Genomic DNA, 22,026 nt, shown 5'->3' with positions numbered 1-22,026 from the left:
GAGGGCACTTATCGATCTCCGGGCGGCACCCGATAGGCTTGGCGCCGCTCAATTCGTAATATTGATTACGTTTTTGAGCCAGTATGTTGGCCTGATACAGTTCACGACATCCGTAAAAACGCGGACATGACGGGGCGGGCCCAGGCCACGCCCCGCGGGGAGAAAGGGTCGTCATGGAAAACAAGCTGACCGGGCTGGAGGGCCACGCCGGCTATGCCGCACCGCGCTATTCGCGCGGCCTGCGCACCACGCTGCTGCTGCTGGAAGCCGGCCGCCGGCTGCTGCGCGAGCGCACGCTGGAACAGGTCTCGATCCACGAGATCTGCGCGCACGCAGGCGTCACGACCGGCGCGTTCTACAGCCGCTTCGAAGGCAAGGAGAGCTATTTCAAGGCGCTGCAGGTCCTGGTGCTGACCACGCTGCGCAAGGCCATGGCAGAGCGCCTTGCGCAACTCGACACACACCCGCCGACGCTGGAAGACGCCGTGTGCATGCTGGCGCGCGACAGCCGCCTCTGGGCTTACCGCAATGCTGGAGTGCTGCGTGCCTCGCTGGTTGCCCGCGTCACCAGCGGCGAGGATCCGATCCGGCAGCTCAACCGGCAGTACATGGACGACCTGGCTTCGCGCCTGGCACGGCTGCACCCGGCGGGCGCCTCGCCGGAACTGGAACTGCGCATCCGCTTTGCGCACCAGGCGCTGGCCGGCACCCTGCTGTACGCGCTGATCAACCGCGACAGCACCTTTGCGCTGTCGGACCGGCGGCTGGATATGGAGATGGCGCGAGCGTTCCTGCTGTACGTGGCATAGCCAGGCGCCGCCAATGCAAAGAGGCCCCGCGGGGCCTCTTTGTTCTTCCAGCAAAGCGCGGCGGGGCTTTCCTCGTCTTACTCCACCGTGACCGACTTCGCCAGGTTACGCGGCTTGTCCACGTCGGTGCCACGCGCGCAGGCCGTGTGATAAGCCAGCAGCTGCAGCGGCACCACGTGCAGGATCGGCGAGAGATCGCCGTAGTGCTCGGGCAGGCGGATCACCTGGATGCCGTCGGACGACTGGATCTGCGTGTCGCTGTCGGCAAACACGTACAGGCGGCCACCGCGGGCGCGCACTTCCTGGATGTTGGACTTGAGCTTTTCGAGCAGTGCGTCGTTGGGGGCGACGGTGACCACCGGCATGGCTTCGGTGACCAGTGCCAGCGGGCCGTGCTTGAGCTCGCCCGCCGGGTAGGCCTCGGCATGGATATAGGAGATTTCCTTGAGCTTGAGCGCGCCTTCCAGGGCGATCGGGTAATGCAGTCCGCGGCCGAGGAACAATGCGTTCTCGCGGCGCGCGAAGTCTTCCGACCAGGCGATGATCTGCGGCTCCAGCGCCAGCACGCCATGCAGCGCGGCGGGCAGGTGGCGCAGGTTGGTCAGGGCCTTGGCCTCGGCGTCTTCGGTCAGCAGGCCGCGCACCTTGGCCAGCGCCAGCGTCAGCATGTAGAGCGCGGCCAGCTGCGTGGTGAAGGCCTTGGTCGAGGCCACGCCGATCTCGGTGCCGGCGCGCGTCAGGAAGCGCAGCTCGGTCTCGCGCACCATGGCGCTGGTGGCCACATTGCAGACCGCCAGCGTGTGCACGTGGCCAAGCGCGCGCGCATGGCGCAGCGCGGCCATGGTGTCGGCGGTCTCGCCGGACTGCGAGATCACCACCACCAGCGCGCGCGGATTGGGCACGGTCTCGCGGTAGCGGTATTCGCTGGCGACCTCGACCTGGGTCGGGATCCTGGCAATGCTCTCCAGCCAGTATTTGGCGGTGCAGCCGGAGTAGTAGCTGGTGCCGCAGGCCAGGATCAGCACGCTGTCGATGCCGGCAAAGACCTCGGCGGCGCCGCTGCCGAACAGCTCCGGCGCAATGCTTTCAATGCCTTCCAGCGTGTCGCCCAGCGCGCGCGGCTGCTCGAAGATCTCCTTTTGCATGAAGTGGCGGTACGGGCCCAGCTCCACCGACGCGGCGTGCGCTTCGACCACGCGCGCCTCGCGCTCGACCGGGTGGTCGTCGATGTCGTGGATGGTCACGCCGTCCAGCGTGAGCTCGACCACATCGCCCTCTTCCAGGTAGATGATGCGGTTGGCGGTGCCGGCCACGGCCAGCGCGTCGGAGGCCAGGAAGGCCTCGTTCTCGCCCAGCGCCACCACCAGCGGCGAACCGGCGCGCGCGCCGACCACGCGGCCGGGCTGGTCCTTGGCGAACACGGCGATGGCGTAGGCGCCGTGCAGGCGCTTGGTCACCGCGCGCACCGAGGCAAACAGGTCGCCGCGCGTGGCACTGCTGGGGTAGGTGTAGGCCTGGTGGATCAGGTGGGCAACCACCTCGGTATCGGTCTGCGATTCAAAGCCGTAGCCGACCGCGCGCAGTTCTTCGCGCAACGGCTCGTAGTTCTCGATGATGCCGTTGTGCACCAGCGCGATGGTCTCGCCCGACAGGTGCGGGTGCGCGTTGACGGTATCGGGCTTGCCATGCGTGGCCCAGCGCGTATGCGCCACGCCGGTGAAGCCGGACAGGCCGGAAGCCTGCGTCTGCGCCTCCAGGTCGGCCACGCGCGACACGGTGCGCGCACGCTCGACCGCATCGTCGCGCACGACGGCGACGCCGCACGAGTCATAGCCGCGATACTCCAGGCGGCGCAGCCCTTCGATCAGGACCGGAACGATATTGCGCGTGGAAACCGCGCCGACGATGCCACACATGCTGAACCCCCGTTTGCTGGCGCCCTGCCCGTAGACCTCAGGCGCCGGTATGAATCCTGTGGCGCCGCCTCGCCGAGGCGGCGCGTGCCCTGGCCGCCCGCGGGCGGCCCTCTGACGCTTACTTCTTCGGTTGCTTGACCGGCCGCTGCCAGGCGTCGATGGTCAGCTGCTTGGCCCGCGACAGCGTCAGCTTGTCGGCGGGCGCCTCCTTGGTCAGCGTGGTGCCGGCGCCCAGCGTGGCGCCGCGGCGCACCGTCACCGGGGCCACCAGCTGGGTGTCGGAGCCGATAAAGACATCGTCCTCGATCACGGTGCGGTGCTTGTTCACGCCGTCATAGTTGCAGGTGATGGTACCCGCGCCAATATTGACGCGCGACCCCACCGTGGCATCGCCCACATAAGCCAGATGGTTGGCCTTGCTGTGCGCGGCCACCTGGGCATTCTTGACCTCGACAAAGTTGCCGATATGCACGTCCTCGCCCAGCTCGGTGCCGGGGCGCAGCCGCGCGTACGGCCCGATGCGCCCGGCGGGGCCAACCCTGGTCTCGTCGATATGGCAGAACGGGTGCACCTGGGCGCCGGCCCCGACGGTGCTGTTGCGGATCACGCAATGGGCGCCGATGCGCACCCCGTCTTCCAGGTGCACGCGCCCTTCGAATACGCAGCCGACGTCGATAGTGACGTCGCGCCCGCAGCTCAGTTCGCCGCGCACGTCGATGCGGGCCGGATCCAGCAGCGTCACGCCGGCTTCCAGCAGGCGCCGGGCCTGGTTGCCCTGGTGGATGCGCTCGACCTCGGCCAGCTGCAGCTTGCTGTTGACGCCGAGCGTCTCCCAGATCGCCGCCGGCTGGGCCGAGACAGTCTCCACGCCATCGGCCACGGCGCGCTCGACCGTGTCGGTCAGGTAGTACTCGCCCTGGGCATTGTCGTTGCGCAGCGTCGACAGCCACTTGCGCAGGTGGCCGGTGGGGCACACGATAATGCCGGTATTGATCTCGCGGATTGCCTTCTCGGCCTCGCTGGCGTCCTTCTGTTCGACGATGCGGACGATGCTGCCCGCGGCATCGCGCACGATGCGGCCATAGCCGGTCGGATCGGGCATTTCCACGGTCAGCACGCCCAAGCGCTGCGTGCCGGCCTCGGCCACAAGTGCCTGGAGCGTGGCAGCGCTGGTGAGCGGCACGTCACCATACAGAACCAACGTGGGCTGGCTGTCGTCCAACAAGGGAAGTGCCTGCATCACCGCATGGCCCGTGCCAAGCTGCTGGGGCTGTTCGGCAAAGGCGATATCGTCGGCGGCAACGGCCTCGCGCACGCGCGCGGCACCGTGGCCGACCACGACCACCAGCCGCGACGGCGACAGCGCACGTGCCGTGTCCAGGACATGCGCGAGCATGGGCCGTCCGGCGACCGGGTGCAGTACCTTGGGCAAATCGGAATACATCCGCTTGCCCATGCCCGCGGCGAGAATGACGATATTCACAAGGAGACCCCTAAGTGAGTGTGTCCGAAAATATTCTTGAAAACGCCAGCCGGGTGTTTGGCGGACTGCGCCGCCGGGCTTGGCGAAAATCTGCGGCCAGGCCTGCGCATAATCCCGCAAACCCTTGCCAGGACTTGGCTGGCAGTCATCTGGGCGCCCCGGTTGCGATGCGCGCCGATTTTAACATGGCGGTTTCTGCGCATCGGACCGTCGTTTCCGAATTTCACAATTGCTGGGCCCGGCGGATTTTCGCGATTCTGGGCGCAGCGGCCTTGTGCGCCTGCAGCGCCATGAAGCTGGGATACCAGCAGGGCGACCACCTGGCGTACTGGTGGATCGACAATTACGTCGATGTCAGCACGGCCCAGGAGCCGCTCACGCGCGAGGCCATTGCGCGCTTTTTTGCCTGGCATCGCAAGGCGCAGTTGCCGGAAATCGCCACCTTGCTGCAGCAGGCCAAGGCCGAGGTGCGGCAACCGGTGACCCCGGCCATGGTCGAGCACTTCCAGGACGCTTCGCAGCAACTGGCGCGCAAGTCGTTCGAACAAGCGATGCCCGACCTCGCCGACCTGTTGCTGACGCTGACGCCTGAGCAGATCGGCCGCATGGAAAAGAAATTTGCCGAGGGCAATGCCAAGTACCGCAAGAAATTCCTGAATCCAGACCCTGCCGAGCGCGAGGATGCGCGCTATGACAAGGTAATGGACTACGCGCGGCTGGTCTACGGCAACTTCTCCAGCGATCAGGAAAAGGCCATCCGCGCCAGGATAGGCCCGGTGGTGCAGAATGCCGAGTCGCGCTACGCCGAGCGCGTCGCCCGGCAGCAGGAATGGCTCAAAATGGTGCGCTACGTGCAGGCCACGCAGCCGCCCAAGGCGCAGGTGATAGACGTGCTGCGCCGCTTCCGCGAATACTGGCAGAACCCGCCGGCCAAGCATGCCGCCAGCCACGAAGCCAGCATCAATGCGGGCATCGCGCTGACCGTGGCCATCGCCAACATGACCACGCCGCAGCAGAAGGCGCACGCGCAAGACCGGTTCCAGAAATGGATCGACGACACGCATGCGCTGATACGCGAGAAGGCAAGCGCCCCGGTGCAGTCGGCGGCGACGAACTGAAACCCTGCCCCAAACGAAGCACGCCCGCGCAAGCGGGCGTTTTTCCATGCGGCGGGCGCTGGCGCTACTGCGTGCCAGCCTGCTCCGCCGGTGCCGCGGCAACCGCGGGCGGACGCTCAAACCGCACGAACTCCATCCGGTTCTCTTCCACGTTGCCGGCAAACATCAGCGGCTGCTGCTGGAAGGTGGTTTCGCCGAACAGTGACGCCTCATCCACCTTGGCCAGGCCGGTGGCCAGCCCGGTGAACGGGAACAGGTCGGTATCGGCCAAGTGCGACGGCACCACGTTGCGCAGCGCCGAGAAGATATTGTCGATACGGCCCGGGTTCTGGCGCTCCCAGTCCTGCAGCATCTCGCTGACCTTCTTGCGCTGCAGGTTTTCCTGCGAGCCGCACAGGTTGCACGGGATGATCGGGAATTCCATGGCGCGCGCGTACGACGCGATGTCCTTCTCCGAGCAGTACGCCAGCGGGCGGATCACGATGTGCTGGCCGTCGTCGGTCGACAGCTTGGGCGGCATCGCCTTCATCTTGCCGCCGAAGAACATGTTCAGGAAGAAGGTCTGGACGATGTCGTCGCGGTGATGGCCCAGCGCGATCTTGTTGGCGCCCAGCTCCTTGGCGGTGCGGTAGATCACGCCGCGGCGCAGGCGCGAGCACAGCGAGCAGGTGGTCTTGCCCTCGGGCACCTTCTCCTTGACGATCGAGTAGGTATCCGCCTCGACGATCACATACTCAACGCCGACCGACTTCAGGTACTCCGGCAGGATGTGTTCCGGGAAGCCGGGCTGCTTCTGGTCCAGGTTCATCGCGATCAGCTTGAACTTGATCGGCGCGCGCTTCTGCAGCGCCATCAGGACCGACAGCATGGTGTACGAGTCCTTGCCGCCACTCATGCAGACCAGCACGGTGTCGCCGTCCTCGATCATGCCGAAGTCGCCGATGGCCTTGCCGGTTTGCGATTGCAGCCTCGTCTCTAGGCGGTAGAAGTTGTTCGAGTGGCTCATGGAGCATCCTGTTGCGTGGCGCCCGCCGGATGGAATGGCCGGCGCGGCGCGAAGGGGCAACATTTTACGTCAGGCGCCCGCAAGCTGCAGGCGCGCAGGCACTGGCGACTCAGGCCTGCTTGATGTGGAATACCTCGACGCCGACCGAATCGCAATCCGGGTAGACATCGGGCTTCTCGGTCGAGACACGCACGGCGCGCACCTTGGGGTGCTTGAGCATGGCGCGCGCCACGTCGTCGCACAGCGTTTCCTGCAGGTGCACATGGCCCTGCGCCATGCGCTCGGCCACGGTGTTGCGCATGAAGTCGTAGTCGACCACTTCGTCGAGCTTGTCGGCCTGCGGGGTGCTCTGCGCCAGCGGCACGAACAGGTCGATATTGATCAGCACCCGCTGTTCGCCCTTCTTCTCGAATTCGTGCACGCCGATATTGATCTGCACTTCGTAGTTGCGCAGGAACATGCGTCGGCAGTCTTGCAGGCTGGGGTGGGAAAGGGCGGCGAGCATGGTCATGAGCGGGCTGCTGAGGGGGAAAAGGAAGCCGCGCCCGGCGGGCGCGGCACATCAGGCACTACGGTATTCGGTTGCTGGCTTCCAGCTTACTCGGTCAGGAACATCACGTCGCGCGCCAGCGGCATCAGGTGCTGGCCGCCGTCCACATACAGCGTGGTGCCGGTCACGGCGCGCGCCTGCGCCAGGTAGGCCACCGCCTGGGCGATGTCCTCGGGCGTTGACGACTGGCCCAGCGGCGTCACGCGGTGCGCGCGGCGGAAGCTCTGCTCGGACTGCTCGCCCGACACCAGCGTGATGCCCGGGGCCACGCCCACCACGCGCAGGCGCGGCGCCAGCGCCTGGGCCAGCTGCACCGTGGCGGTCTGCAGCGCGGCCTTGGACAGCGTGTACGACAGGAAGTCCGGGTTCAGGTTATCCAGCTTCTGGTCCAGCAGGTTGATCACCACGCCGCGCGGTTCGGCGGCCTTGTCCTTGCCGGCGGCAACGCCCAGCACCTTGTGCAGTTCGCGCGCCAGCAGCAGCGGCGCGGCGACGTTGGTGCGCATATGCGTATCCAGCGACGCATAGGAGAAGCTGGTCGCCACGTCGTACTGGAACAGCGAAGCGTTGTTGACCAGGCAAGCGGGCACGCCCAGCGCGGCGGTGCAGTCGGCCACCAGGCGGCCGGTGGCGGCCTCGTCAGCCAGGTCGGCGCGCAGCACCGCGGCACGGCGGCCCAGCGCGCGGATCTGCGTGGCCAGGGCCTCGGCCTCGTCCACCGAGCGATGGCAGTGCACGGCCACGTCCCAGCCCTGCGCCGCCAGTTCAAGCGCGATGGCGCGGCCCAGGCGGCGCGCGCCGCCGGTCACCAGCGCCACGCCGCGGGCGGTGGCGCGCTGGCTACCAGTCTGGCTATGGGTCTGGTCAGCGGTCTGGCTGGCAGGAGTCTTGGATGCGGGCATTGCTACAATCGCAGGATGCAGAAAGCCGCTAGTTTACCCCTTCCCCCCGCCGACGCGCAGGCCGCGTCCGATACCCTTACGGCCCGCATTGGCGAATCCATCGATGCGGCCGGCGGCTGGATCGGCTTTGACCGCTATATGGCGCTGGCACTGTACGCGCCCGGCCTGGGCTATTACAGCGGCGGTTCGGCCAAGTTCGGGCGCGATGCCCGCGACGGCAGCGACTTCATCACCGCCCCGGAACTGAGCCCGTTCTTCGCGCGCACGCTGGCGCGCCAGTTCGCGCCGCTGCTGGCACAGGGATTGCCGCGCATGCTGGAATTCGGCGCCGGCACCGGCCGGCTGGCGGCGGACCTGCTGCTGGGGCTGGAGCAGGAAGGCCAGTTGCCGGACACCTACGCCATCGTCGAACTCTCGGGCGAACTGCGCGCGCGCCAGCAGGCCACGCTGGCGCAGCGCGCGCCGCACCTGGCGGACCGCGTCACCTGGCTCGATACGCTGCCTGCCAGCTTTGAAGGCGTGATCGTCGGCAATGAAGTGCTGGATGCGATGCCGGTGCAGCTCTATGCACGCAGTGGCGGCCGCTGGCATGAGCGCGGCGTAGTGCACAGCGTAGCGCGCAGCGACGATGCCGCCCCCGCCTTCCGCTTCGAGGACCGCCCGCTGGCCGATGCCGACGTGCCCGAGGCACTGCGCGCCATCCCCGGCGACCACGACCTCGTCACCGAGACCCATGCCGAGGCCGAGGGCTTTATCCGCGCGGTCGGCGCCATGCTGGCGCGCGGCGCGGCCTTCTTTATCGATTACGGCTTCCCGGCGGGCGAGTACTACCACCCGCAGCGCGCCGGCGGCACGCTGATGTGCCACTACCGCCATCACGCGCACCCGGACCCGTTCCTGTACCCGGGCCTGCAGGACATCACCGCGCACGTGAATTTCAGCGGCATTGCGCTCGCCGCGGTGGATGCGGGATTGAGCGTGGCAGGCTTTGCCTCGCAGGCGCGCTTCCTGATGAATGCAGGCATCACCGAGCTGCTGATGGCGCTGGACCCGTCCGACGCCCGCGCCTTCCTGCCGCAGGCCAATGCGGTGCAGAAGCTGCTGTCGGAAGCCGAGATGGGCGAGCTGTTCAAGGTGATCGCGCTCACGCGCGGCCTGGACGACAGCGAACCCATGGACGGCTTTGCCCGCGGCGACCGCTGCCATACCCTGTAACGGCACCGGAGCCGCCATGCTGCGCTGGACCCTGACCATTTTCCTGAGCGTGATCATCCTGTCCGCGGCGCTGCCATGGCTGCAGAAGATCGGGCTGGGACGGCTGCCCGGCGACGTGCGCTTCCGCGTTTTCGGGCGCGAATTCGTGCTTCCGTTTGCGTCGACGATCCTGATTTCGCTGATGGCGCTGGCGATCGGCAAGCTGCTGTAGTTTTCGGAATCACTTCGACGGCAGCGGCACGACCAACTTCAGGAACGCGCCGGCCAACGATCTACCCGATCCACTCAAGCGCTGGCCTCATTTCATGAATAGGAATCCGCGGGAACACCTCATGGAGTGATGGACCCGTGACATACGGGCACTTCCCCTTTCAGAAACGGGTCCTACGTTGAAGAGAGTGAGGAGGTGATCATGAGAAGCGCATCCACACAACGCTCGCCAGGCGACCGCAGGCCCGCTATCCATTTACGCCATGCCACCGTCTGCGCCCTGGCCGGTCTTGGCCTGGCCGTGTCGGTCCCCGCCGCCGCCAAGGTCGAGGGCGACACCATCATCCTCGGTGCCGCGGTTTCCCTGACCGGCAAGTACTCCACCAATGGCAAGAACACCCAGGACGGCTACAACCTTGCCGTGAAGCGCGTCAACGAGATGGGCGGCGTCAAGGTTGGCGGCAAGGCCTACCAGTTGAAAGTCCTCTACTACGACGACGAATCCACCTCGGCACGCGGCGCGCAGCTGGCCGAGCGGCTGATCAGCCAGGACGGCGTCAAGTTCGTGCTGGGGCCGTACAGTTCCGGGCTCACCAAGGCGATCGCACCAGTGACGGAGAAGTACAAGATTCCGATGGTCGAGGGCAACGGCGCGGACCGCAACCTGTTCACGCAGGGCTACCGCTACATGTTCGCGGTGCTCAACACCTCCGACTACTACCTGCGTTCGGCCGTCCAGCTTGCCGCCGAGGAAGCGCAACGGGCAGGCAAGTCGCCGAAGGACCTCAAGGTGGCCATCGCCATCGAGAACGACAACTTCTCGCAGGACGTGCGCGACGGCGTGGAAGAGGATGCGAAACGCCTCGGCATGAAGGTGGTGATCGACGACAAGCTGCCGCCCGAGCTGAACGACATGTCGGCCACGCTGGCCAAGGTGAAGGCGCTCAAGCCGGACATCCTGGTGGTATCCGGGCATGAGAAGGGCGCGGTGCTGGCGGTGCGGCAGGTGGCGGAGATGCGCATCGATGTGCCGATGCTGGCGCTGACCCACTGCGACTCCGCGCAGATCATCGAGAAGTTCGGCAAGAGCGCCGAATTCGCGGTGTGCGGCTCGCAATGGGACCGCACGCTCAGCTACAAGGACCGCTGGTTCGGCACGGCCGACCAGTACGCGCAGCGCTTCGAGAAGGAGTACCACTACGAGGCGCCATACCAGGCGGCCGAGTCCACCGCCGCGGTGCTGGCCTTCGTCGACGCCTTCGAGCGCGCCGCCTCGTTCGATACGGAGAAGGTCCGCGATGCCCTGGCAAAAACCGACCTGATGACGTTCTACGGCCCGCTCAGGTTCGACCAGAGCGGCAAGAACATCGCCAAGTCGATGGTGCTGTACCAGGTACAGGACGGCAAGTTCAAGGTGGTCGCGCCGGGCAAGTGGGCGTCGTCGAAGGTCATCTATCCGGCTCCTGCCTGGGCGCGGCGCAAATAGAGGGCTGCCGCGCGGCCTGACGCAGATGACCAATCTCGCGGTCCTGTTCCAGAGTCCTGAGCTGAACCTGCAGCTCGTAGTGGATGGCCTGCTGGCCGGCGCGATCTTTGCGCTGGCCGCCTACGGCATGGCGCTGGTATGGGGCGTGATGAACCTCATCAACGTGGCCCAGGGCGAGCTGGTGATGCTGGGCGGCTATATCGTGATCTGGCTGGTTGGCAAGGGCGTGCCCGCAATGCTGGCCGTGCCGGTTGCCGCAGCGGTGATGTATTGCGTGGGCTGGGGACTCTATCGCATCGTCATCTTCCGGCTGGTCGAGCGCGATCTCTTTGTCTCGGTGCTGGCCACCTTCGGCCTGAGCATCGTGCTGCAGCAGCTCGCCAACCTTGCTTTCGGCGCCAACGTGCGCACGCTCGATGCGGGGCTGGGCAGCCTGTTGCTGCCGGTCGGACTGGTGGTGCCGAAGATCAAGCTGGCGGCGTTCGCCGCAGCCCTGGCGCTGGGCGCCGGCCTGATGCTGTTCCTCAGGCATTCGCGCCGCGGCCAGGCGATCCGGGCGACCGCCCAGAACGCGCGCGCTGCCCGTGTGCTGGGGGTGGACGCCGATCGCATCTACGCCTCGACCTTCGCCCTCAATGCCGCCATCTGCGGCGCGGCGGGTGGGCTGGTGGCAATGACCTGGATCATCCACCCCTACCTGGGCCTGCCCTATACCGTGCGCGCCTTCATGATCGTGGTGGTGGCCGGGCTGGGCAGCATGCTGCCGGTGCTCGGTGCGGGAGGCGGGCTGGGCATCGCCGAGAACTATGCCGGCTTCCTGCTCGGCACCGAATACCAGACCGCCTTCCTCTACGCGCTGCTGGTGGTGATCCTGGTAAGCCGCAACCTGATGCTGCGCCGGCGGCGCGGCTACCTGCGATGAAGCTGCACCTGCGCGGCGCGCGCCGGTCCGCATCGGATGTTCCCCCCACCTCCCCGGTGGCCTGGCTGGCGCTGCTCGCGGGCAGCCTGGGCGCGCTGATCGCGCCGTGGCTGTTCGCCGGCATCACCACGCAACTGACCTTTCTCTGGCTGATGGTGCTGTTCGCGCTGACGTGGGACGTCATGGGCGGGCAGATGGGCTACAACTCCTTCGGCAATATCGTGTTCTTCGGCGTTGGCGCCTATGTCTGCGCGGTGGTGCAGCGCGACTTCGGGCTGGGCTACTTCGCCGGCCTCGCGGCGGGTACCGGCCTGGCGGCGCTGGTGGCCGTGGCCGCGGCGCTGGCGCTGGGCCCGGCCATGCTGGGCTTGCGCGGCCATTACTTCGCCATCGGCACGCTGGGCCTGGGCATCGCCTGCGCCGATGGCGCCGCCGGCTGGGACTTCATCGGCGCGGGATCGGGCATGACGCTGCCGCTGTTCCCGGGCGCGGCCGGCAGCCGCGAGCCGTTCTTCTACTACGCGATGCTGGTGCTGGCCGTGGTGACCCTGCTGTCGCTGCGCTGGCTCTATGCGCGGCCATTCGGCCTCGCGCTCAATGCCATCCGCGACGACGAGGACAAGGCCGAGGCGCTCGGCCTGCACACCACGCGCTACAAGATCCTGGCCTGGTGCGTGTGCGCCGTCTTCCTCGGCATGGCGGGCGCCCTGACGGGCAACCTGGTGGGCTTCATCGATCCGCGCGAGCTGGCCTTTGCCGGCGCCACCTTCGGCGTGTGGATGGTGGTGATGGCAATCCTGGGCGGCAAGGGCACGCTGTGGGGGCCGGTGATCGGCGCCGCGCTGTTCCACCTGACCCAGGAGCTGTTCTGGACTTACCTGCTGAACTGGCAGCGCGTTGCGCTCGGCGTGCTGATCGTGCTGATCGTGGTGCTGTTCCCGACCGGCATCATGGGCTGGCTGCGCGATTACAGCGCAAACCGCCGCCCCATGACGGGGAGTGCCGCGCCATGACCGACCTGCTTGCGGTGCGCGGCGTCACCAAGCGCTTCGGCGGCGTTGTCGCCAACCATGACATCTCCGTGCAGGTGCCGCACGGCAGCATCGTGGGCCTGATCGGGCCGAACGGTTCGGGCAAGACGACCCTCTTCAATTCGATCGTCGGCTACCACCCGATCGACGGCGGATCGATCGCGTTCGACGGCCGCGAGATTTCGCGGCTGCGCGTTCCCGAGATCGCCCGCCTGGGCCTGGTGCGCACCTTCCAGCAGACGCGGGTGTTCGGCAAGATGAGCTGCCTGCAGAACCTGCTGGTCAGCGTGCCCCATATGCATGAAGGACTCGCCGCGATGTGCACGCGGCAGGCACCAGCAGTGACGGAGCGGGCCCGGCAGACCCTGCGCATGGCCGGGCTGCAGGACCACGCGGACCAGCGCGGCGCCGACCTGTCGTTCGGGCAGCAGAAGCTGCTCGAGATCTGCATGGCCCTGATGAACGAACCCAGGCTGCTGCTGCTCGATGAGCCGACCGCCGGCGTGAACCCGGTGATGATCGACAGCCTGATCGCACTGCTCACGGACATCAACGCGCGGCTCGGCATCACCCTGCTGGTGATCGAACACAATATGCGGGTGATGATGCAGCTGGCCGGCCACATCTATTGCCTGGCGCATGGCGAGGTGCTGGCGCAGGGATCGCCGGCGCAGATCACCACCAACCGCGCGGTGATCGAGGCCTACCTGGGAGGACAGCCATGAGCAGCGCGCACACCGCCCGGCCGGTTGTCCACGCGCCTGCCGCCGCGCTCGCCGCAGCGCTCTCGCGCCCCCGGCCAACGATCGAGCAACTCGAGCAACTGGCCGGCGGCACGCCGATGGTCGCGGTGGACAACCTGGTCGCCGGCTATGGCGGCATGGAGATCGTGCACGGCTTCAGCCTGCGCGTGGCGCGCGGCGGTTCGCTGTGCCTGATCGGCCCGAACGGCGCGGGCAAGTCCACCGTGCTGCGCGCCATCTACGGCCTGGCCCGGGTCATGTCGGGGACCGTCACCGTGGCCGGCGCGCCGGTCACCCACCTGCGTGCCGAGCGGAAGCTGCGGCAGGCAGGCGTGGCCTATGTGCTGCAGGAGGGTTCGATCTTCCCTGACATGACGGTCGAAGAAAACCTGCTGATGGGCGGGTACCTGATGCCGCACCCGCGCGATGCCAGGGTTGCGGCCGAGCGCATCTTCCAACGCCATGGCGCGCTCGCGCAACGGCGCGGCCAGCGCGCCAGCGTGCTCTCCGGCGGCGAGCGCAGGCTGCTCGAAATCTCGCGCGCGCTGATGATGGACCCCGCCGTGCTGCTGGTGGATGAGCCCTCGATCGGGCTGGAGCCGCGCTATGTCGATCTGGTGTTCGAACACCTGCGCCAGCTGCAGCAGGACGAGGGCAAGACCATCCTCCTGGTCGAGCAGAACGCCCGCAAGGGGCTCGCTTTCGCCGACCTCGGCTATGTCCTGGTGGCCGGCCAGCTGGCCATGGCCGGAACGGGTGGCGAACTGGGCCGGGATCCGGAGGTCGGCAGGTTGTTTCTTGGCGCCTGAGCCACCGCTGCGGCGCGGTGACGCCGTACAAGGAGATCCAAATGTTCAAGCATCTGCTCGTAGCGGTCGACGGCTCGGACCTGTCCGATACGGCCTACCGCAAGGCCATCGCGCTGGCCAGCTCGATACAGGCCCGCCTTACCGCGATCCAGGTCGTTGCGCACTATGACGTGATGCGCCTGCAGACCGCCATGCTCCAGGAAACCCGGCAACGCTTCATGCAGGAAGCCTACCGGCAGGCCGAGGCCTACCTGGCGACGATCGTGCAGGAGGCCGCCGCGGCCGGCGTGCCCTGCGAAACCGCCTGCCCCACCGGCGACCACATCTTCCAGGCCATCGTCGACGAGGCCGAGGCGAGGAAGTGCGACCTGATCGTGATGGCCTCGCACGGGCGGCGCGGGGTGCAGGCGCTGGTGATCGGCAGCGAGACGCAGAAGGTGCTCACGCACACGAAGATCCCGGTGCTGGTCTACCGCTAGTGTCCTGTTCCGCGAATACCTTGCCATGAAATCGCCCAGTTGGCCGCCATGCGTCGTTGCTCGTCGTTGCCATAGCTACGGCTATGGCGCCTCCTCGCGCCTAGCCTGACAGCCAACTGGACGATTTCACTTTGGCAAGTTATCTGCGCAACAGGACCTAGCGCGCCGGTGCGCCCGGTGCGCTGCGCTCAACCGCCGATGCGCGCCGCCACCGCCGCCACGCGCGCCGCTTGGACACGGTCGCGGATCTGGCCGACGTCATCGCCGCAGGCACGCGCGATCGCGCCGGCGTCGACCGCCGCCGCCGCTTCCAGCGCCGCCAGCAGGCGCGCCGCCTGCGGGTAGGCGCTCGACTCGAAGCCCTTGCGCCCGCGCAGGTCGGCCTCGCAGGCCTGCAGCGCCTCGGCGAAGCGTGCCGGCTTGCGCAGCGCATCGCAGCGCTCGAGCAGGCGCATCACCGCTGCGGCGCTGAACTCGAGCGAGCGGTGGATATTGCCGTGCTCGCGCGCCACCACCAGCGCCAGGTCGCGGCACTCATTGGGTACGCGCAGGCGCACGCAGACGTCTTCGAGCAGCTGCGCGCTGCGCGTTTCGTGACCGATATGGCGCGGCAGCACGTCCGCGGGCGTGGTGCCCTTGCCCAGGTCATGCACCAGCGCGGCAAAGCGCACCGTGAGCGGCGCGCCCATGGCGGCGGCCTGGTCGATCACCATCATCACGTGCACGCCGGTATCGACTTCCGGATGGTAATCGGCGCGCTGGGGCACGCCCCACAGGCGCTCCAGCTCGGGCAGCAGCCGCGCCAGCGCGCCGCATTCGCGCAGCACCTCGAACATGCGCGACGGCTTCGCTTCCATCAGCCCGCGCGCCAGCTCCTGCCAGACGCGCTCGGGCACCAGCGCGTCGACCTCGCCGGCGGCGACCATCTCGCGCATCAGCCGCATGGTCTCGGCGGCAACGCCGAATTCATGGAAGCGCGCGGCAAAGCGGGCCACGCGCAGGATGCGCACCGGGTCTTCGGCAAAAGCGTCGGAGACATGGCGGAACAGGCGCGCGGCCAGGTCACGCTGGCCGCCGTGCGGATCGATGACCGGGCCGGTCAGGTTACCGTCGGCATCGACCGCGCGCGCCATCGCGTTGATGGTGAGGTCGCGCCGCACCAGGTCGTCTTCCAGCGTGACATCGGGCTCGCAATAAAAGGCAAAGCCCTTGTAGCCCATCGCCGTCTTGCGTTCGGTGCGGGCCAGCGCGTATTCCTCTTTGGTGCGCGGATGCAGGAACACCGGGAAGTCCTTGCCGACCGGCTTGTAGCCGGCAGCTTCCATCTGCGCCGGGGTCGCGCCCACTACCACGTAGTCGCGATCCTGGCTGGGCTTGCCCAGCAATTCGTCGCGGATCGCGCCGCCGACGGCATACACCTGCATCGTTCTGGCCTCGTCATGTGCCGGCGCCCGGACCTGGCCCGCCGGCGGTATTGCTCAGTGGTTGATGATTATCGCATCGGGACGATCCGGGGCCAGCCGGTAGGGTTCGTCGTCGGCCAGGAAGTCGCGCTCCTCGCGTGCGCCTGCAATCCATTGCTGCATTGCCGGCAGCGCCAGCATGAAGTCGGCGTAGGCCTTGGCGTCCTCGGCGTCATCGGGCAGGTGGATGCCGTAGGTGGCAAAGCGGCTCACCACCGGCGCAAAGAACGCGTCGGCGACGGTGAACTCGCCGAACAGGAACGGCCCGTTCGCACCGTGCTGCTGGCGCAGCCCTTCCCAGATCGCGGCGATGCGCTCCACGTCGCGCTGCACCGCCACGTTCCAGCCGCGCCCGGGCAGCACCGCGGTCACGTTCATCGGCAACTGGCTGCGCAGGTTGCCGAAGCCCGAATGCATCTCGGCGCAGACGGCGCGCGCCACCGCGCGCTGGGCGCGGTCGGCCGGCCACAGGTTCTTTTCCGGGAAGCGCTCGGCCAGGTATTCGCAGATCGCCAGCGAATCCCACACCGTGACCTCGCCATCGACCAGCGCCGGCACCTTGCCCGCGGGCGAGTAGCGCGCGATCTCGGCGGCGAAGCTGCCGGTGAACAGGCGCACCTGCACTTCTTCGAAATCAATGCCGGCCTGGCGCAGCAACAGCCATGGGCGCAGCGACCAGGAGGAATAGTTCTTGTTGCCGATGACGAGCTTCATCGTGGGTCCTTGGGGGAGGAAACGGAGGGAGACGGCGCAGGCGCGGCGCCTGCGGGCCTGCAGGACGGCATGGCGGCCGCGCGCCGGACTGGTCATTCTGCCAGTGCTGCCGCCCGCGTCAAAGTGAATTGCGCTAGCAACCGATATGAAATCCGGTCACATAGGGCGCACCGGGACGCCGGCGCGTCAGCGGTGCACGCTGGCCCGCATATGCGTCATCGCGGTATCGCGGTTGCGCCCCGCCAGCGCGTCGGTCATGACCGACTCCAGGCTGGCCGGATGCAGGTTCAGTTCGGGTGCGACCGGGTGCTCCAGCACATTGTCGAGCTGCATCGAGTCGAGGTTGTCGCGCGACAGCATCGGTTCGCCCGGCATATGCTCCATGATGCTGGCCTGCACCCGTGCCAGCGCATCGGGCAGCGCGATCACCGGGCGCGGATGCCCGGAAGCGCGGCCGGCAAAGCGCACCAGCTCTTCCAGGGTATAGACCTGCGGGCCGCCCAGCTCATAGCCGTGGCCGATGGTGGCCGGGTTCACCATGGCATTCAGGTAGGCCTGCACCACATCCTGCACGAATACCGGCTGGAAGCGCGCATGCGCGCACGCCAGCGGCACCACCGGGGCCATCTGCTGCATGTGGGCGAACAGGTTCAGGAAATGGTCGTCGGGGCCAAACACCACCGAGGGCCGGAAGATGGTCCAGTCCAGCCCGCTGGCGCGCACCACGCGCTCGCCGTCGCCCTTGCTGCGCAGGTACATCGATGGCCCGTTGCTGTCCGCGCCCAGCGCGCTCATATGCAACAGCCGGCGCACGCCGGTGGACAGGCACGATGCCGCGATCTGCCGCACCATCTCCACATGCGCGCTGGCAAAGGCTTCGCCGTAGGGGTCGGCGCGCTCGCCGTGCAGCACGCCCACCAGGTTGACGACGATGCCATCCACGCCCAGCGAGCCGATGGCATCGTCCAGCGCGGCATTGTCGGCCAGGCCCAGCTCCACCACCTCCACGCGCGGCAGCAGCAGCAGGTGCTGCGCATGCTCGATATTGCGCGTGCCGACCACGATGCGGTCGGGGGCGATGGGCGAATCGGGGTTGGCGCCAGGCTCAAGCGGCGCGCCCGAGGCCGAGGCAGCCCCGGCCAGGCGCGAGACGAGGTGGCTGCCGATAAAGCCGGCGCCACCGATAACGAGGACGTTGCTGGTCTGCATGATGCCTCCGTGCCAAGAAAACTGCACGCCGCGGCACCCTGCGCCAGCCCGGGCCCGCCGGATCGTCCCGGCAGGGGCCGTCCTGCCCGCCCCCGCAGGGGTGACTTCAGGGCAGGCTGGTGGTAGTCACCGCCGACGGCGCGACCATGCCCAGGCGCGATTTCAGCGACTGCGGACGGCCACTCATCAATGCAGCATAGTACGTGGCGTTGGAAAGCACATTCTTCACATAGCCGCGCGTTTCATTGAACGGAATGGTCTCTGCAAAGATCGCGCCTTCCACCGGCCGCGCCAGTGTGCTGCGCCAGGCCTTGGGCCGGCCCGGGCCGGCGTTGTACGCAGCCGAAGCCAGCGTCCACGAACTGTCCAGGTCGGTCAGCACCATGTTCAGGTAATTGGTGCCAAGCAGGATGTTGATATTGGGATCGCCCATCATCGACGGCGAAAAGTCGTTCATGCCGATCTTGCGCGCGACGTACTTGGCCGTGGCCGGCATTACCTGCATCAGGCCATGTGCGCCCGCCGACGAGCGCGCATTCATGATGAAGCGCGATTCCTGGCGGATCAGGCCGTAAACCCACGCCATGTCCAGGCCGACATCGTCGGTGGCGCGCTGCATGATGTCGCGATACGGCATCAGGAAGCGCAGCGTGAAATCATGTTCGTTGCGGGTCCGGTCGGCGGAGTTGACGGTGCGGTCCAGCAGCTCCAGGCGGCGCGCATACTCGGCCGCGGCCAGCAGTTCGCGGTCGCTCATATTGCGCAGTTCCCAGTTCCACTCGCGGTTGCCTTCGAAGCGCAGGTTCATGTTGTAGAACTTCTGCGCCCGCTGAAAACCGGGGCGCGAACGCATGGCCATGGCCTCGGCGTCGCTGACGGTGGTGCGCGCCGGCAGCGTGATGCGGTTGCCCAGCTCTTCGCTGGCCAGCTGGCCGTAGAAGTTGAACTGGCCGGCGATCTGCTGGAAGTTCTGCTGGGCCTCGGTGTCGCGGCCGTCGGCCTTGAGCGCGCGGCCATACCAGTAGATCCAGGCCGGGTCCTTGGCGCGCAGTTCGGGGCGCATCAGCTCCACCGCCTGGCGCACCTGTTTCCAGTCGCCCTGGCGCAGCGCGGCGCGCACGCGCCACTCCTGGGTGTCGTCGGAGAGCCACTGGTTGCCGCCCAGGTCCATCTGGCGGCGGTAGTAGCCGGCCGCGTCGGGCAGCAGCTTCTTGGCCGCGAACTGGCCGATCACGCCCCAGGCCGCGCCTTGCTCGTCGCGCGACAGCGCGCCCTGGGCCGTGCCGAGGTAGGCGGCAGCCTGCGACGGGTCGTTGCGCGCCATCTTGACGATGGTGGCGAGCGTATCGCCATCCGCGCGCGCGTCGGGCACCAGCGCGGCGATCTTGCCGGCCAGCGTGACATAGTTCTGCTCCAGCGCCAGCCGCGCCTGGTAGGCGACGTCGCTGCGCTGGATCTGCTGGCTTTGCGCCAGGTAGCCGATCAGGTCGACACAGCCTTCGCCGTAGTACCTGGGGTCGCTCAGCACATTGCGCGCATCGGCGGCCACGTTCTGGCCCTTGAGCGCGCGCGACAGCAGCGCATAGCACTCGACCTGGGTATCGTCCTTGAGCGCGAACTGCGGGTATTCGACATCGAAATTGGCCCAGTCGCGCTTCTTGCCCAGCACCAGCAGCCAGTCATTGCGCATGCGGTCGGCAATGGCGTCGCCCTTGTAGCGCTGCAGGAACACGCGCACCTGGTCGTCGGGCGCATCGATGCGCGCCAGGCCGCTGGCGTCGAACAATTGCGGCTTGATGCGGAAGTACTCGACATAGGAGGGGACCGGGTAGTCCACCAGCGTGGCCGAGATCGCGTAGGCACGCTCCACATCGTTCTTGCGCGCGGCTTCGCGCAGCGCGGTGAAGGCCTCGTCGGGATCGCTCGGGATCACCGCCGCCTGCGGGCGCGACACCGCCTGCGGGCGCTTCTGCGCATGGACGGGCGTGACAAGCAGTGCACATGCCAGCGCGATCCAGGCGGCCCGGCCGGCACGCTGCAGATATACTCCCTTCAGCATTCTTTGCTTCCTTGTCGATGACGGCGGCGCCGGCGCCTGCAACCTTGTGCCCAGCCGCGGTTCCGCCGTTCGTGTTGGTTCGGACGAGGGGCATTATCCCACGCCATGTCATCCACTCCTGCCACGACCGCACCCAACCCCGCCGCCGAAGACCGTCGCGCACTGCGCACGCAGTTGCTGGCGCAGCGCGCCGCCCTGCCCGCACGCGCCGAAGCCGACGCGCGCATCGCCGCCGCGCTGTCCGGATTGCTGGCCGGCCTGGCCGCGCGCTGCCTCGGTTTCTACTGGCCGATCCAGCAGGAGTTCGACGCGCGCGACGCGGTCGGCATCTGGCTAGCCGCCATGCCTGGCCGCAGCGCCGCGCTGCCGTCGGTCAGCCGCCCGGGCGCGCCGCTGGATTTCCACCTGTGGACACCGGACACGCCCATGGCCACCGGCCACTACGGCATCCCGGTGCCGGACGGCACTGAGGCCGTGACGCCCGATGCCCTGCTCATTCCCTGTGTCGGATTCAGCCCGGACAAGTTCCGCCTGGGCTACGGCGGCGGCTTCTACGACCGCACGCTGGCGGCCATGGCGCAGCGGCCGGTGGCGATCGGCATTGGCTACGAAAACTGCCGGGCACCGTTGCAGGCGCAGCCGCATGACATCGCCATGGACTGGATCGTCACGGAATCCGGCGCGTTCTAACCTTGCTCGGCCTCGTCGCGCCGCACCAGCTCGTCCACCAGCGCACGCATGCAGCGCCAGTGCGAGCCCTCCCAGAACACGCGCCGGCACTGGTCGCAGGTGACAAAGCTGCGATGGCGCTCCAGCACCCCTTGCGGCACGCGCCCGGCCGCGCCCGCCGCATCCAGCGCGCGCAGCGGCGCATTGCAGTCCAGGCATAGCGAAAACGGCCGTGCGCTGCGCGCCAGGTCCAGCCGCGCAAAGATTTCCCGCACCTGCAGTTGCGACTTGATCGCGCGCACATAGCAGCCGTGGGTGATGCCGCGGCGCTTGAGCAGCTCGCGGTCGCGCGTCAGCACGACGCGGCCCTGGTCGACGGCGATGCGCTCGATCTCGCTGTCTTCGAAATGGTTGTCGTAGAGGGTGTCGAAGCCGGTCATGCGCAGCAGGTGCGCCAGGCCGCCCAGGTGCGCGTCGGCGACAAAGCGCATCACCCGCAGCGGCTGCTCGCGTACCCGCAGCAGCGGGGACACGTCGAGCCGTTCGAACTTGGGATAGACCGAGACCCGGTCGCCATCGCACAGCGGCCGCTCGAACCCGGACGATTCGCCATTGACCAGGATCAGCTCGACTTCGGTATGCGGCACGCCCAGCGCCTCGATCATGTGCTTGACCGTGGCGGCGCGCGCGCAGGCGCAGGACAGGTCACGCCGGCGCTGGTCCGGCGCGAGGAAGTCGTTCAGTTCCTCGTAGAAGCGGAAGGTGGCGGTGACCATGGTGCCGAGTATGGCACCGATCGCAGGCATCGTGGGAGCACCACAAGCGCCCGCAGCAGGCTCCCCTCTCCCGCACGCGGGAGAGGGAAGCAAACACTCAGCCCGCGTTCCCCAGCCGCAGCGCCGCCTCCACCGCCAGCTTCGCCCAGGGCGTCATCGCGCCGGGCGATTCCAGCGCCGCCGGCGGCAGGCTCAGGTAGTGGCGCATGGTGACCTCGCGCTTTGCCGACTGGTAGCGGAAGGGCTCGCTGCCCTCGGCCTCGAACTTGCCGCGCGTGGCGTCATCCGCCTTCAGGTAGCAGGTGCCTCCCGACACCAGCGCAAACATCAGCCCGTCATAGAACAGGCCATGGCCGCCAAACATGCGCTTGGCCGCAATGGGACCGATGCGCGCCGCCAGCGGCCCCATCAGCTCGAGCAGATGTTCGATGAAGGGATCGGGGCGGCGCGTGGCCAT

General features: G+C 67.6%; 22 protein-coding genes. 11 read left to right on the top strand and 11 right to left on the bottom strand.

The features are described 5' to 3' along the window. The first annotated feature begins 173 nt into the window (after positions 1-173). Positions 174-809, top strand: coding sequence for a TetR/AcrR family transcriptional regulator (locus AC3WLE_RS25430; protein ID WP_492321213.1), 636 nt, complete (start codon positions 174-176; stop codon positions 807-809). Positions 810-886: 77 nt separating this feature from the next. On the opposite strand, the gene glmS is transcribed toward AC3WLE_RS25430, so the two are convergent. Both glmS and glmU read right to left on the bottom strand, forming a co-directional pair. Next, positions 887-2,725: a glutamine--fructose-6-phosphate transaminase (isomerizing) gene (gene glmS / locus AC3WLE_RS25425; RefSeq protein WP_492321194.1), complete on the bottom strand. Its 1,839-nt coding sequence runs from the start codon at positions 2,723-2,725 to the stop codon at positions 887-889. A 118-nt stretch (positions 2,726-2,843) separates the two neighbouring features. Beyond that, positions 2,844-4,208 (bottom strand): bifunctional UDP-N-acetylglucosamine diphosphorylase/glucosamine-1-phosphate N-acetyltransferase GlmU, encoded by a 1,365-nt coding sequence (gene glmU, locus AC3WLE_RS25420; protein WP_492356938.1) that lies wholly within the window; start codon positions 4,206-4,208, stop codon positions 2,844-2,846. A 290-nt stretch (positions 4,209-4,498) separates the two neighbouring features. Between glmU and AC3WLE_RS25415 the strand changes: the two genes are divergently transcribed. Then, positions 4,499-5,326, top strand: a complete 828-nt coding sequence (locus tag AC3WLE_RS25415; protein WP_492356939.1) for a DUF6279 family lipoprotein — start codon at positions 4,499-4,501, stop codon at positions 5,324-5,326. 64 nt (positions 5,327-5,390) lie between these two features. Here the strand turns inward: AC3WLE_RS25415 and ttcA are convergent, their stop codons facing one another. The 3 genes from ttcA to AC3WLE_RS25400 all read right to left on the bottom strand — a co-directional run bounded on the left by ttcA (position 5,391) and on the right by AC3WLE_RS25400 (position 7,784). Next, entirely contained in the window at positions 5,391-6,332 is a 942-nt protein-coding gene (ttcA, locus tag AC3WLE_RS25410; RefSeq protein WP_492352513.1) for a tRNA 2-thiocytidine(32) synthetase TtcA, read from the bottom strand. Between the two features lie 109 nt (positions 6,333-6,441). Continuing rightward, positions 6,442-6,843: a dihydroneopterin aldolase gene (locus AC3WLE_RS25405; RefSeq protein WP_011614433.1), complete on the bottom strand. Its 402-nt coding sequence runs from the start codon at positions 6,841-6,843 to the stop codon at positions 6,442-6,444. 86 nt (positions 6,844-6,929) lie between these two features. Then, positions 6,930-7,784: an SDR family oxidoreductase gene (locus tag AC3WLE_RS25400; protein ID WP_492356940.1), complete on the bottom strand. Its 855-nt coding sequence runs from the start codon at positions 7,782-7,784 to the stop codon at positions 6,930-6,932. A gap of 15 nt (positions 7,785-7,799) precedes the next feature. On the opposite strand from AC3WLE_RS25400, the gene AC3WLE_RS25395 reads away from it, so the two are divergent. The 8 genes from AC3WLE_RS25395 to AC3WLE_RS25360 all read left to right on the top strand — a co-directional run bounded on the left by AC3WLE_RS25395 (position 7,800) and on the right by AC3WLE_RS25360 (position 14,679). Then, positions 7,800-8,999, top strand: a complete 1,200-nt coding sequence (locus tag AC3WLE_RS25395; protein ID WP_492321189.1) for a class I SAM-dependent methyltransferase — start codon at positions 7,800-7,802, stop codon at positions 8,997-8,999. Positions 9,000-9,015: 16 nt separating this feature from the next. Next, complete coding sequence (locus AC3WLE_RS25390) at positions 9,016-9,210, top strand: DUF2905 domain-containing protein (RefSeq protein ID WP_492321188.1); 195 nt, start codon at positions 9,016-9,018, stop codon at positions 9,208-9,210. Positions 9,211-9,411: 201 nt separating this feature from the next. Then, positions 9,412-10,695 (top strand): amino acid ABC transporter substrate-binding protein, encoded by a 1,284-nt coding sequence (locus AC3WLE_RS25385; protein ID WP_492321187.1) that lies wholly within the window; start codon positions 9,412-9,414, stop codon positions 10,693-10,695. A 25-nt stretch (positions 10,696-10,720) separates the two neighbouring features. Further along, complete coding sequence (locus AC3WLE_RS25380; RefSeq protein ID WP_035820609.1) at positions 10,721-11,617, top strand: branched-chain amino acid ABC transporter permease; 897 nt, start codon at positions 10,721-10,723, stop codon at positions 11,615-11,617. Then, positions 11,614-12,630, top strand: a complete 1,017-nt coding sequence (locus tag AC3WLE_RS25375; protein WP_492321186.1) for a branched-chain amino acid ABC transporter permease — start codon at positions 11,614-11,616, stop codon at positions 12,628-12,630. The genes AC3WLE_RS25380 and AC3WLE_RS25375 overlap by 4 nt, the downstream gene beginning before the upstream one ends. Then, positions 12,627-13,373 (top strand): ABC transporter ATP-binding protein, encoded by a 747-nt coding sequence (locus tag AC3WLE_RS25370; protein WP_492321185.1) that lies wholly within the window; start codon positions 12,627-12,629, stop codon positions 13,371-13,373. The genes AC3WLE_RS25375 and AC3WLE_RS25370 overlap by 4 nt, the downstream gene beginning before the upstream one ends. After that, positions 13,370-14,200, top strand: coding sequence for an ABC transporter ATP-binding protein (locus tag AC3WLE_RS25365; protein ID WP_492321184.1), 831 nt, complete (start codon positions 13,370-13,372; stop codon positions 14,198-14,200). Before AC3WLE_RS25370 ends, AC3WLE_RS25365 begins: the two co-directional genes overlap by 4 nt. Positions 14,201-14,241: 41 nt before the next feature. Then, positions 14,242-14,679 (top strand): universal stress protein, encoded by a 438-nt coding sequence (locus AC3WLE_RS25360; protein ID WP_492321183.1) that lies wholly within the window; start codon positions 14,242-14,244, stop codon positions 14,677-14,679. Positions 14,680-14,867: 188 nt separating this feature from the next. Here the strand turns inward: AC3WLE_RS25360 and AC3WLE_RS25355 are convergent, their stop codons facing one another. The 4 genes from AC3WLE_RS25355 to AC3WLE_RS25340 form a co-directional block, all read right to left on the bottom strand. Next, a complete protein-coding gene (locus tag AC3WLE_RS25355; protein WP_492321182.1) occupies positions 14,868-16,103 on the bottom strand; it encodes a multifunctional CCA addition/repair protein in 1,236 nt (411 codons plus the stop codon). A 54-nt stretch (positions 16,104-16,157) separates the two neighbouring features. Next, positions 16,158-16,856, bottom strand: coding sequence for a glutathione S-transferase family protein (locus AC3WLE_RS25350; protein WP_492321181.1), 699 nt, complete (start codon positions 16,854-16,856; stop codon positions 16,158-16,160). Positions 16,857-17,042: 186 nt separating this feature from the next. Then, complete coding sequence (locus tag AC3WLE_RS25345) at positions 17,043-18,065, bottom strand: complex I NDUFA9 subunit family protein (protein WP_492321180.1); 1,023 nt, start codon at positions 18,063-18,065, stop codon at positions 17,043-17,045. 106 nt (positions 18,066-18,171) lie between these two features. Further along, complete coding sequence (locus tag AC3WLE_RS25340; protein ID WP_492352516.1) at positions 18,172-20,124, bottom strand: lytic transglycosylase domain-containing protein; 1,953 nt, start codon at positions 20,122-20,124, stop codon at positions 18,172-18,174. A 105-nt stretch (positions 20,125-20,229) separates the two neighbouring features. Here AC3WLE_RS25340 and AC3WLE_RS25335 point away from each other — a divergent pair, with 105 nt between their 5' ends. After that, a complete protein-coding gene (locus tag AC3WLE_RS25335) occupies positions 20,230-20,814 on the top strand; it encodes a 5-formyltetrahydrofolate cyclo-ligase (RefSeq protein ID WP_492321178.1) in 585 nt (194 codons plus the stop codon). Here the strand turns inward: AC3WLE_RS25335 and AC3WLE_RS25330 are convergent. Further along, on the bottom strand, positions 20,811-21,569 hold the full coding sequence (locus AC3WLE_RS25330) for a Mut7-C RNAse domain-containing protein (RefSeq protein WP_492321222.1): 759 nt from the start codon (positions 21,567-21,569) through the stop codon (positions 20,811-20,813). The genes AC3WLE_RS25335 and AC3WLE_RS25330 overlap by 4 nt on opposite strands. Before the next feature lie 97 nt (positions 21,570-21,666). Further along, positions 21,667-22,026 (bottom strand): TfoX/Sxy family protein, encoded by a 360-nt coding sequence (locus AC3WLE_RS25325; RefSeq protein ID WP_492321177.1) that lies wholly within the window; start codon positions 22,024-22,026, stop codon positions 21,667-21,669.

Source organism: Cupriavidus sp. FW306-1B-F12B, assembly GCF_058781795.1.
Note: the sequence above shows the minus strand (reverse complement) of the source record. Positions and strands in the feature narration are given on the sequence as shown.

What these genes read in the sequence shown, in the direction of transcription:
- AC3WLE_RS25350 (WP_492321181.1), bottom strand. Translation starts at nt 16,856, where the DNA reads ATGAAGCTCGTCATCGGCAACAAGAACTATTCCTCCTGGTCGCTGCGC.
- AC3WLE_RS25355 (WP_492321182.1), bottom strand. Translation starts at nt 16,103, where the DNA reads ATGCAGGTGTATGCCGTCGGCGGCGCGATCCGCGACGAATTGCTGGGC.
- AC3WLE_RS25340 (WP_492352516.1), bottom strand. Translation starts at nt 20,124, where the DNA reads ATGCTGAAGGGAGTATATCTGCAGCGTGCCGGCCGGGCCGCCTGGATC.
- AC3WLE_RS25395 (WP_492321189.1), top strand. Translation starts at nt 7,800, where the DNA reads ATGCAGAAAGCCGCTAGTTTACCCCTTCCCCCCGCCGACGCGCAGGCC.
- AC3WLE_RS25405 (WP_011614433.1), bottom strand. Translation starts at nt 6,843, where the DNA reads ATGACCATGCTCGCCGCCCTTTCCCACCCCAGCCTGCAAGACTGCCGA.
- AC3WLE_RS25330 (WP_492321222.1), bottom strand. Translation starts at nt 21,569, where the DNA reads ATGGTCACCGCCACCTTCCGCTTCTACGAGGAACTGAACGACTTCCTC.
- AC3WLE_RS25375 (WP_492321186.1), top strand. Translation starts at nt 11,614, where the DNA reads ATGAAGCTGCACCTGCGCGGCGCGCGCCGGTCCGCATCGGATGTTCCC.
- AC3WLE_RS25335 (WP_492321178.1), top strand. Translation starts at nt 20,230, where the DNA reads ATGTCATCCACTCCTGCCACGACCGCACCCAACCCCGCCGCCGAAGAC.
- AC3WLE_RS25325 (WP_492321177.1), bottom strand. Translation starts at nt 22,026, where the DNA reads ATGGCCACGCGCCGCCCCGATCCCTTCATCGAACATCTGCTCGAGCTG.
- AC3WLE_RS25385 (WP_492321187.1), top strand. Translation starts at nt 9,412, where the DNA reads ATGAGAAGCGCATCCACACAACGCTCGCCAGGCGACCGCAGGCCCGCT.
- AC3WLE_RS25430 (WP_492321213.1), top strand. Translation starts at nt 174, where the DNA reads ATGGAAAACAAGCTGACCGGGCTGGAGGGCCACGCCGGCTATGCCGCA.
- AC3WLE_RS25380 (WP_035820609.1), top strand. Translation starts at nt 10,721, where the DNA reads ATGACCAATCTCGCGGTCCTGTTCCAGAGTCCTGAGCTGAACCTGCAG.
- AC3WLE_RS25365 (WP_492321184.1), top strand. Translation starts at nt 13,370, where the DNA reads ATGAGCAGCGCGCACACCGCCCGGCCGGTTGTCCACGCGCCTGCCGCC.
- AC3WLE_RS25400 (WP_492356940.1), bottom strand. Translation starts at nt 7,784, where the DNA reads ATGCCCGCATCCAAGACTCCTGCCAGCCAGACCGCTGACCAGACCCAT.
- AC3WLE_RS25390 (WP_492321188.1), top strand. Translation starts at nt 9,016, where the DNA reads ATGCTGCGCTGGACCCTGACCATTTTCCTGAGCGTGATCATCCTGTCC.
- AC3WLE_RS25345 (WP_492321180.1), bottom strand. Translation starts at nt 18,065, where the DNA reads ATGCAGACCAGCAACGTCCTCGTTATCGGTGGCGCCGGCTTTATCGGC.
- AC3WLE_RS25360 (WP_492321183.1), top strand. Translation starts at nt 14,242, where the DNA reads ATGTTCAAGCATCTGCTCGTAGCGGTCGACGGCTCGGACCTGTCCGAT.
- AC3WLE_RS25415 (WP_492356939.1), top strand. Translation starts at nt 4,499, where the DNA reads ATGAAGCTGGGATACCAGCAGGGCGACCACCTGGCGTACTGGTGGATC.
- AC3WLE_RS25370 (WP_492321185.1), top strand. Translation starts at nt 12,627, where the DNA reads ATGACCGACCTGCTTGCGGTGCGCGGCGTCACCAAGCGCTTCGGCGGC.
- glmS (WP_492321194.1), bottom strand. Translation starts at nt 2,725, where the DNA reads ATGTGTGGCATCGTCGGCGCGGTTTCCACGCGCAATATCGTTCCGGTC.
- ttcA (WP_492352513.1), bottom strand. Translation starts at nt 6,332, where the DNA reads ATGAGCCACTCGAACAACTTCTACCGCCTAGAGACGAGGCTGCAATCG.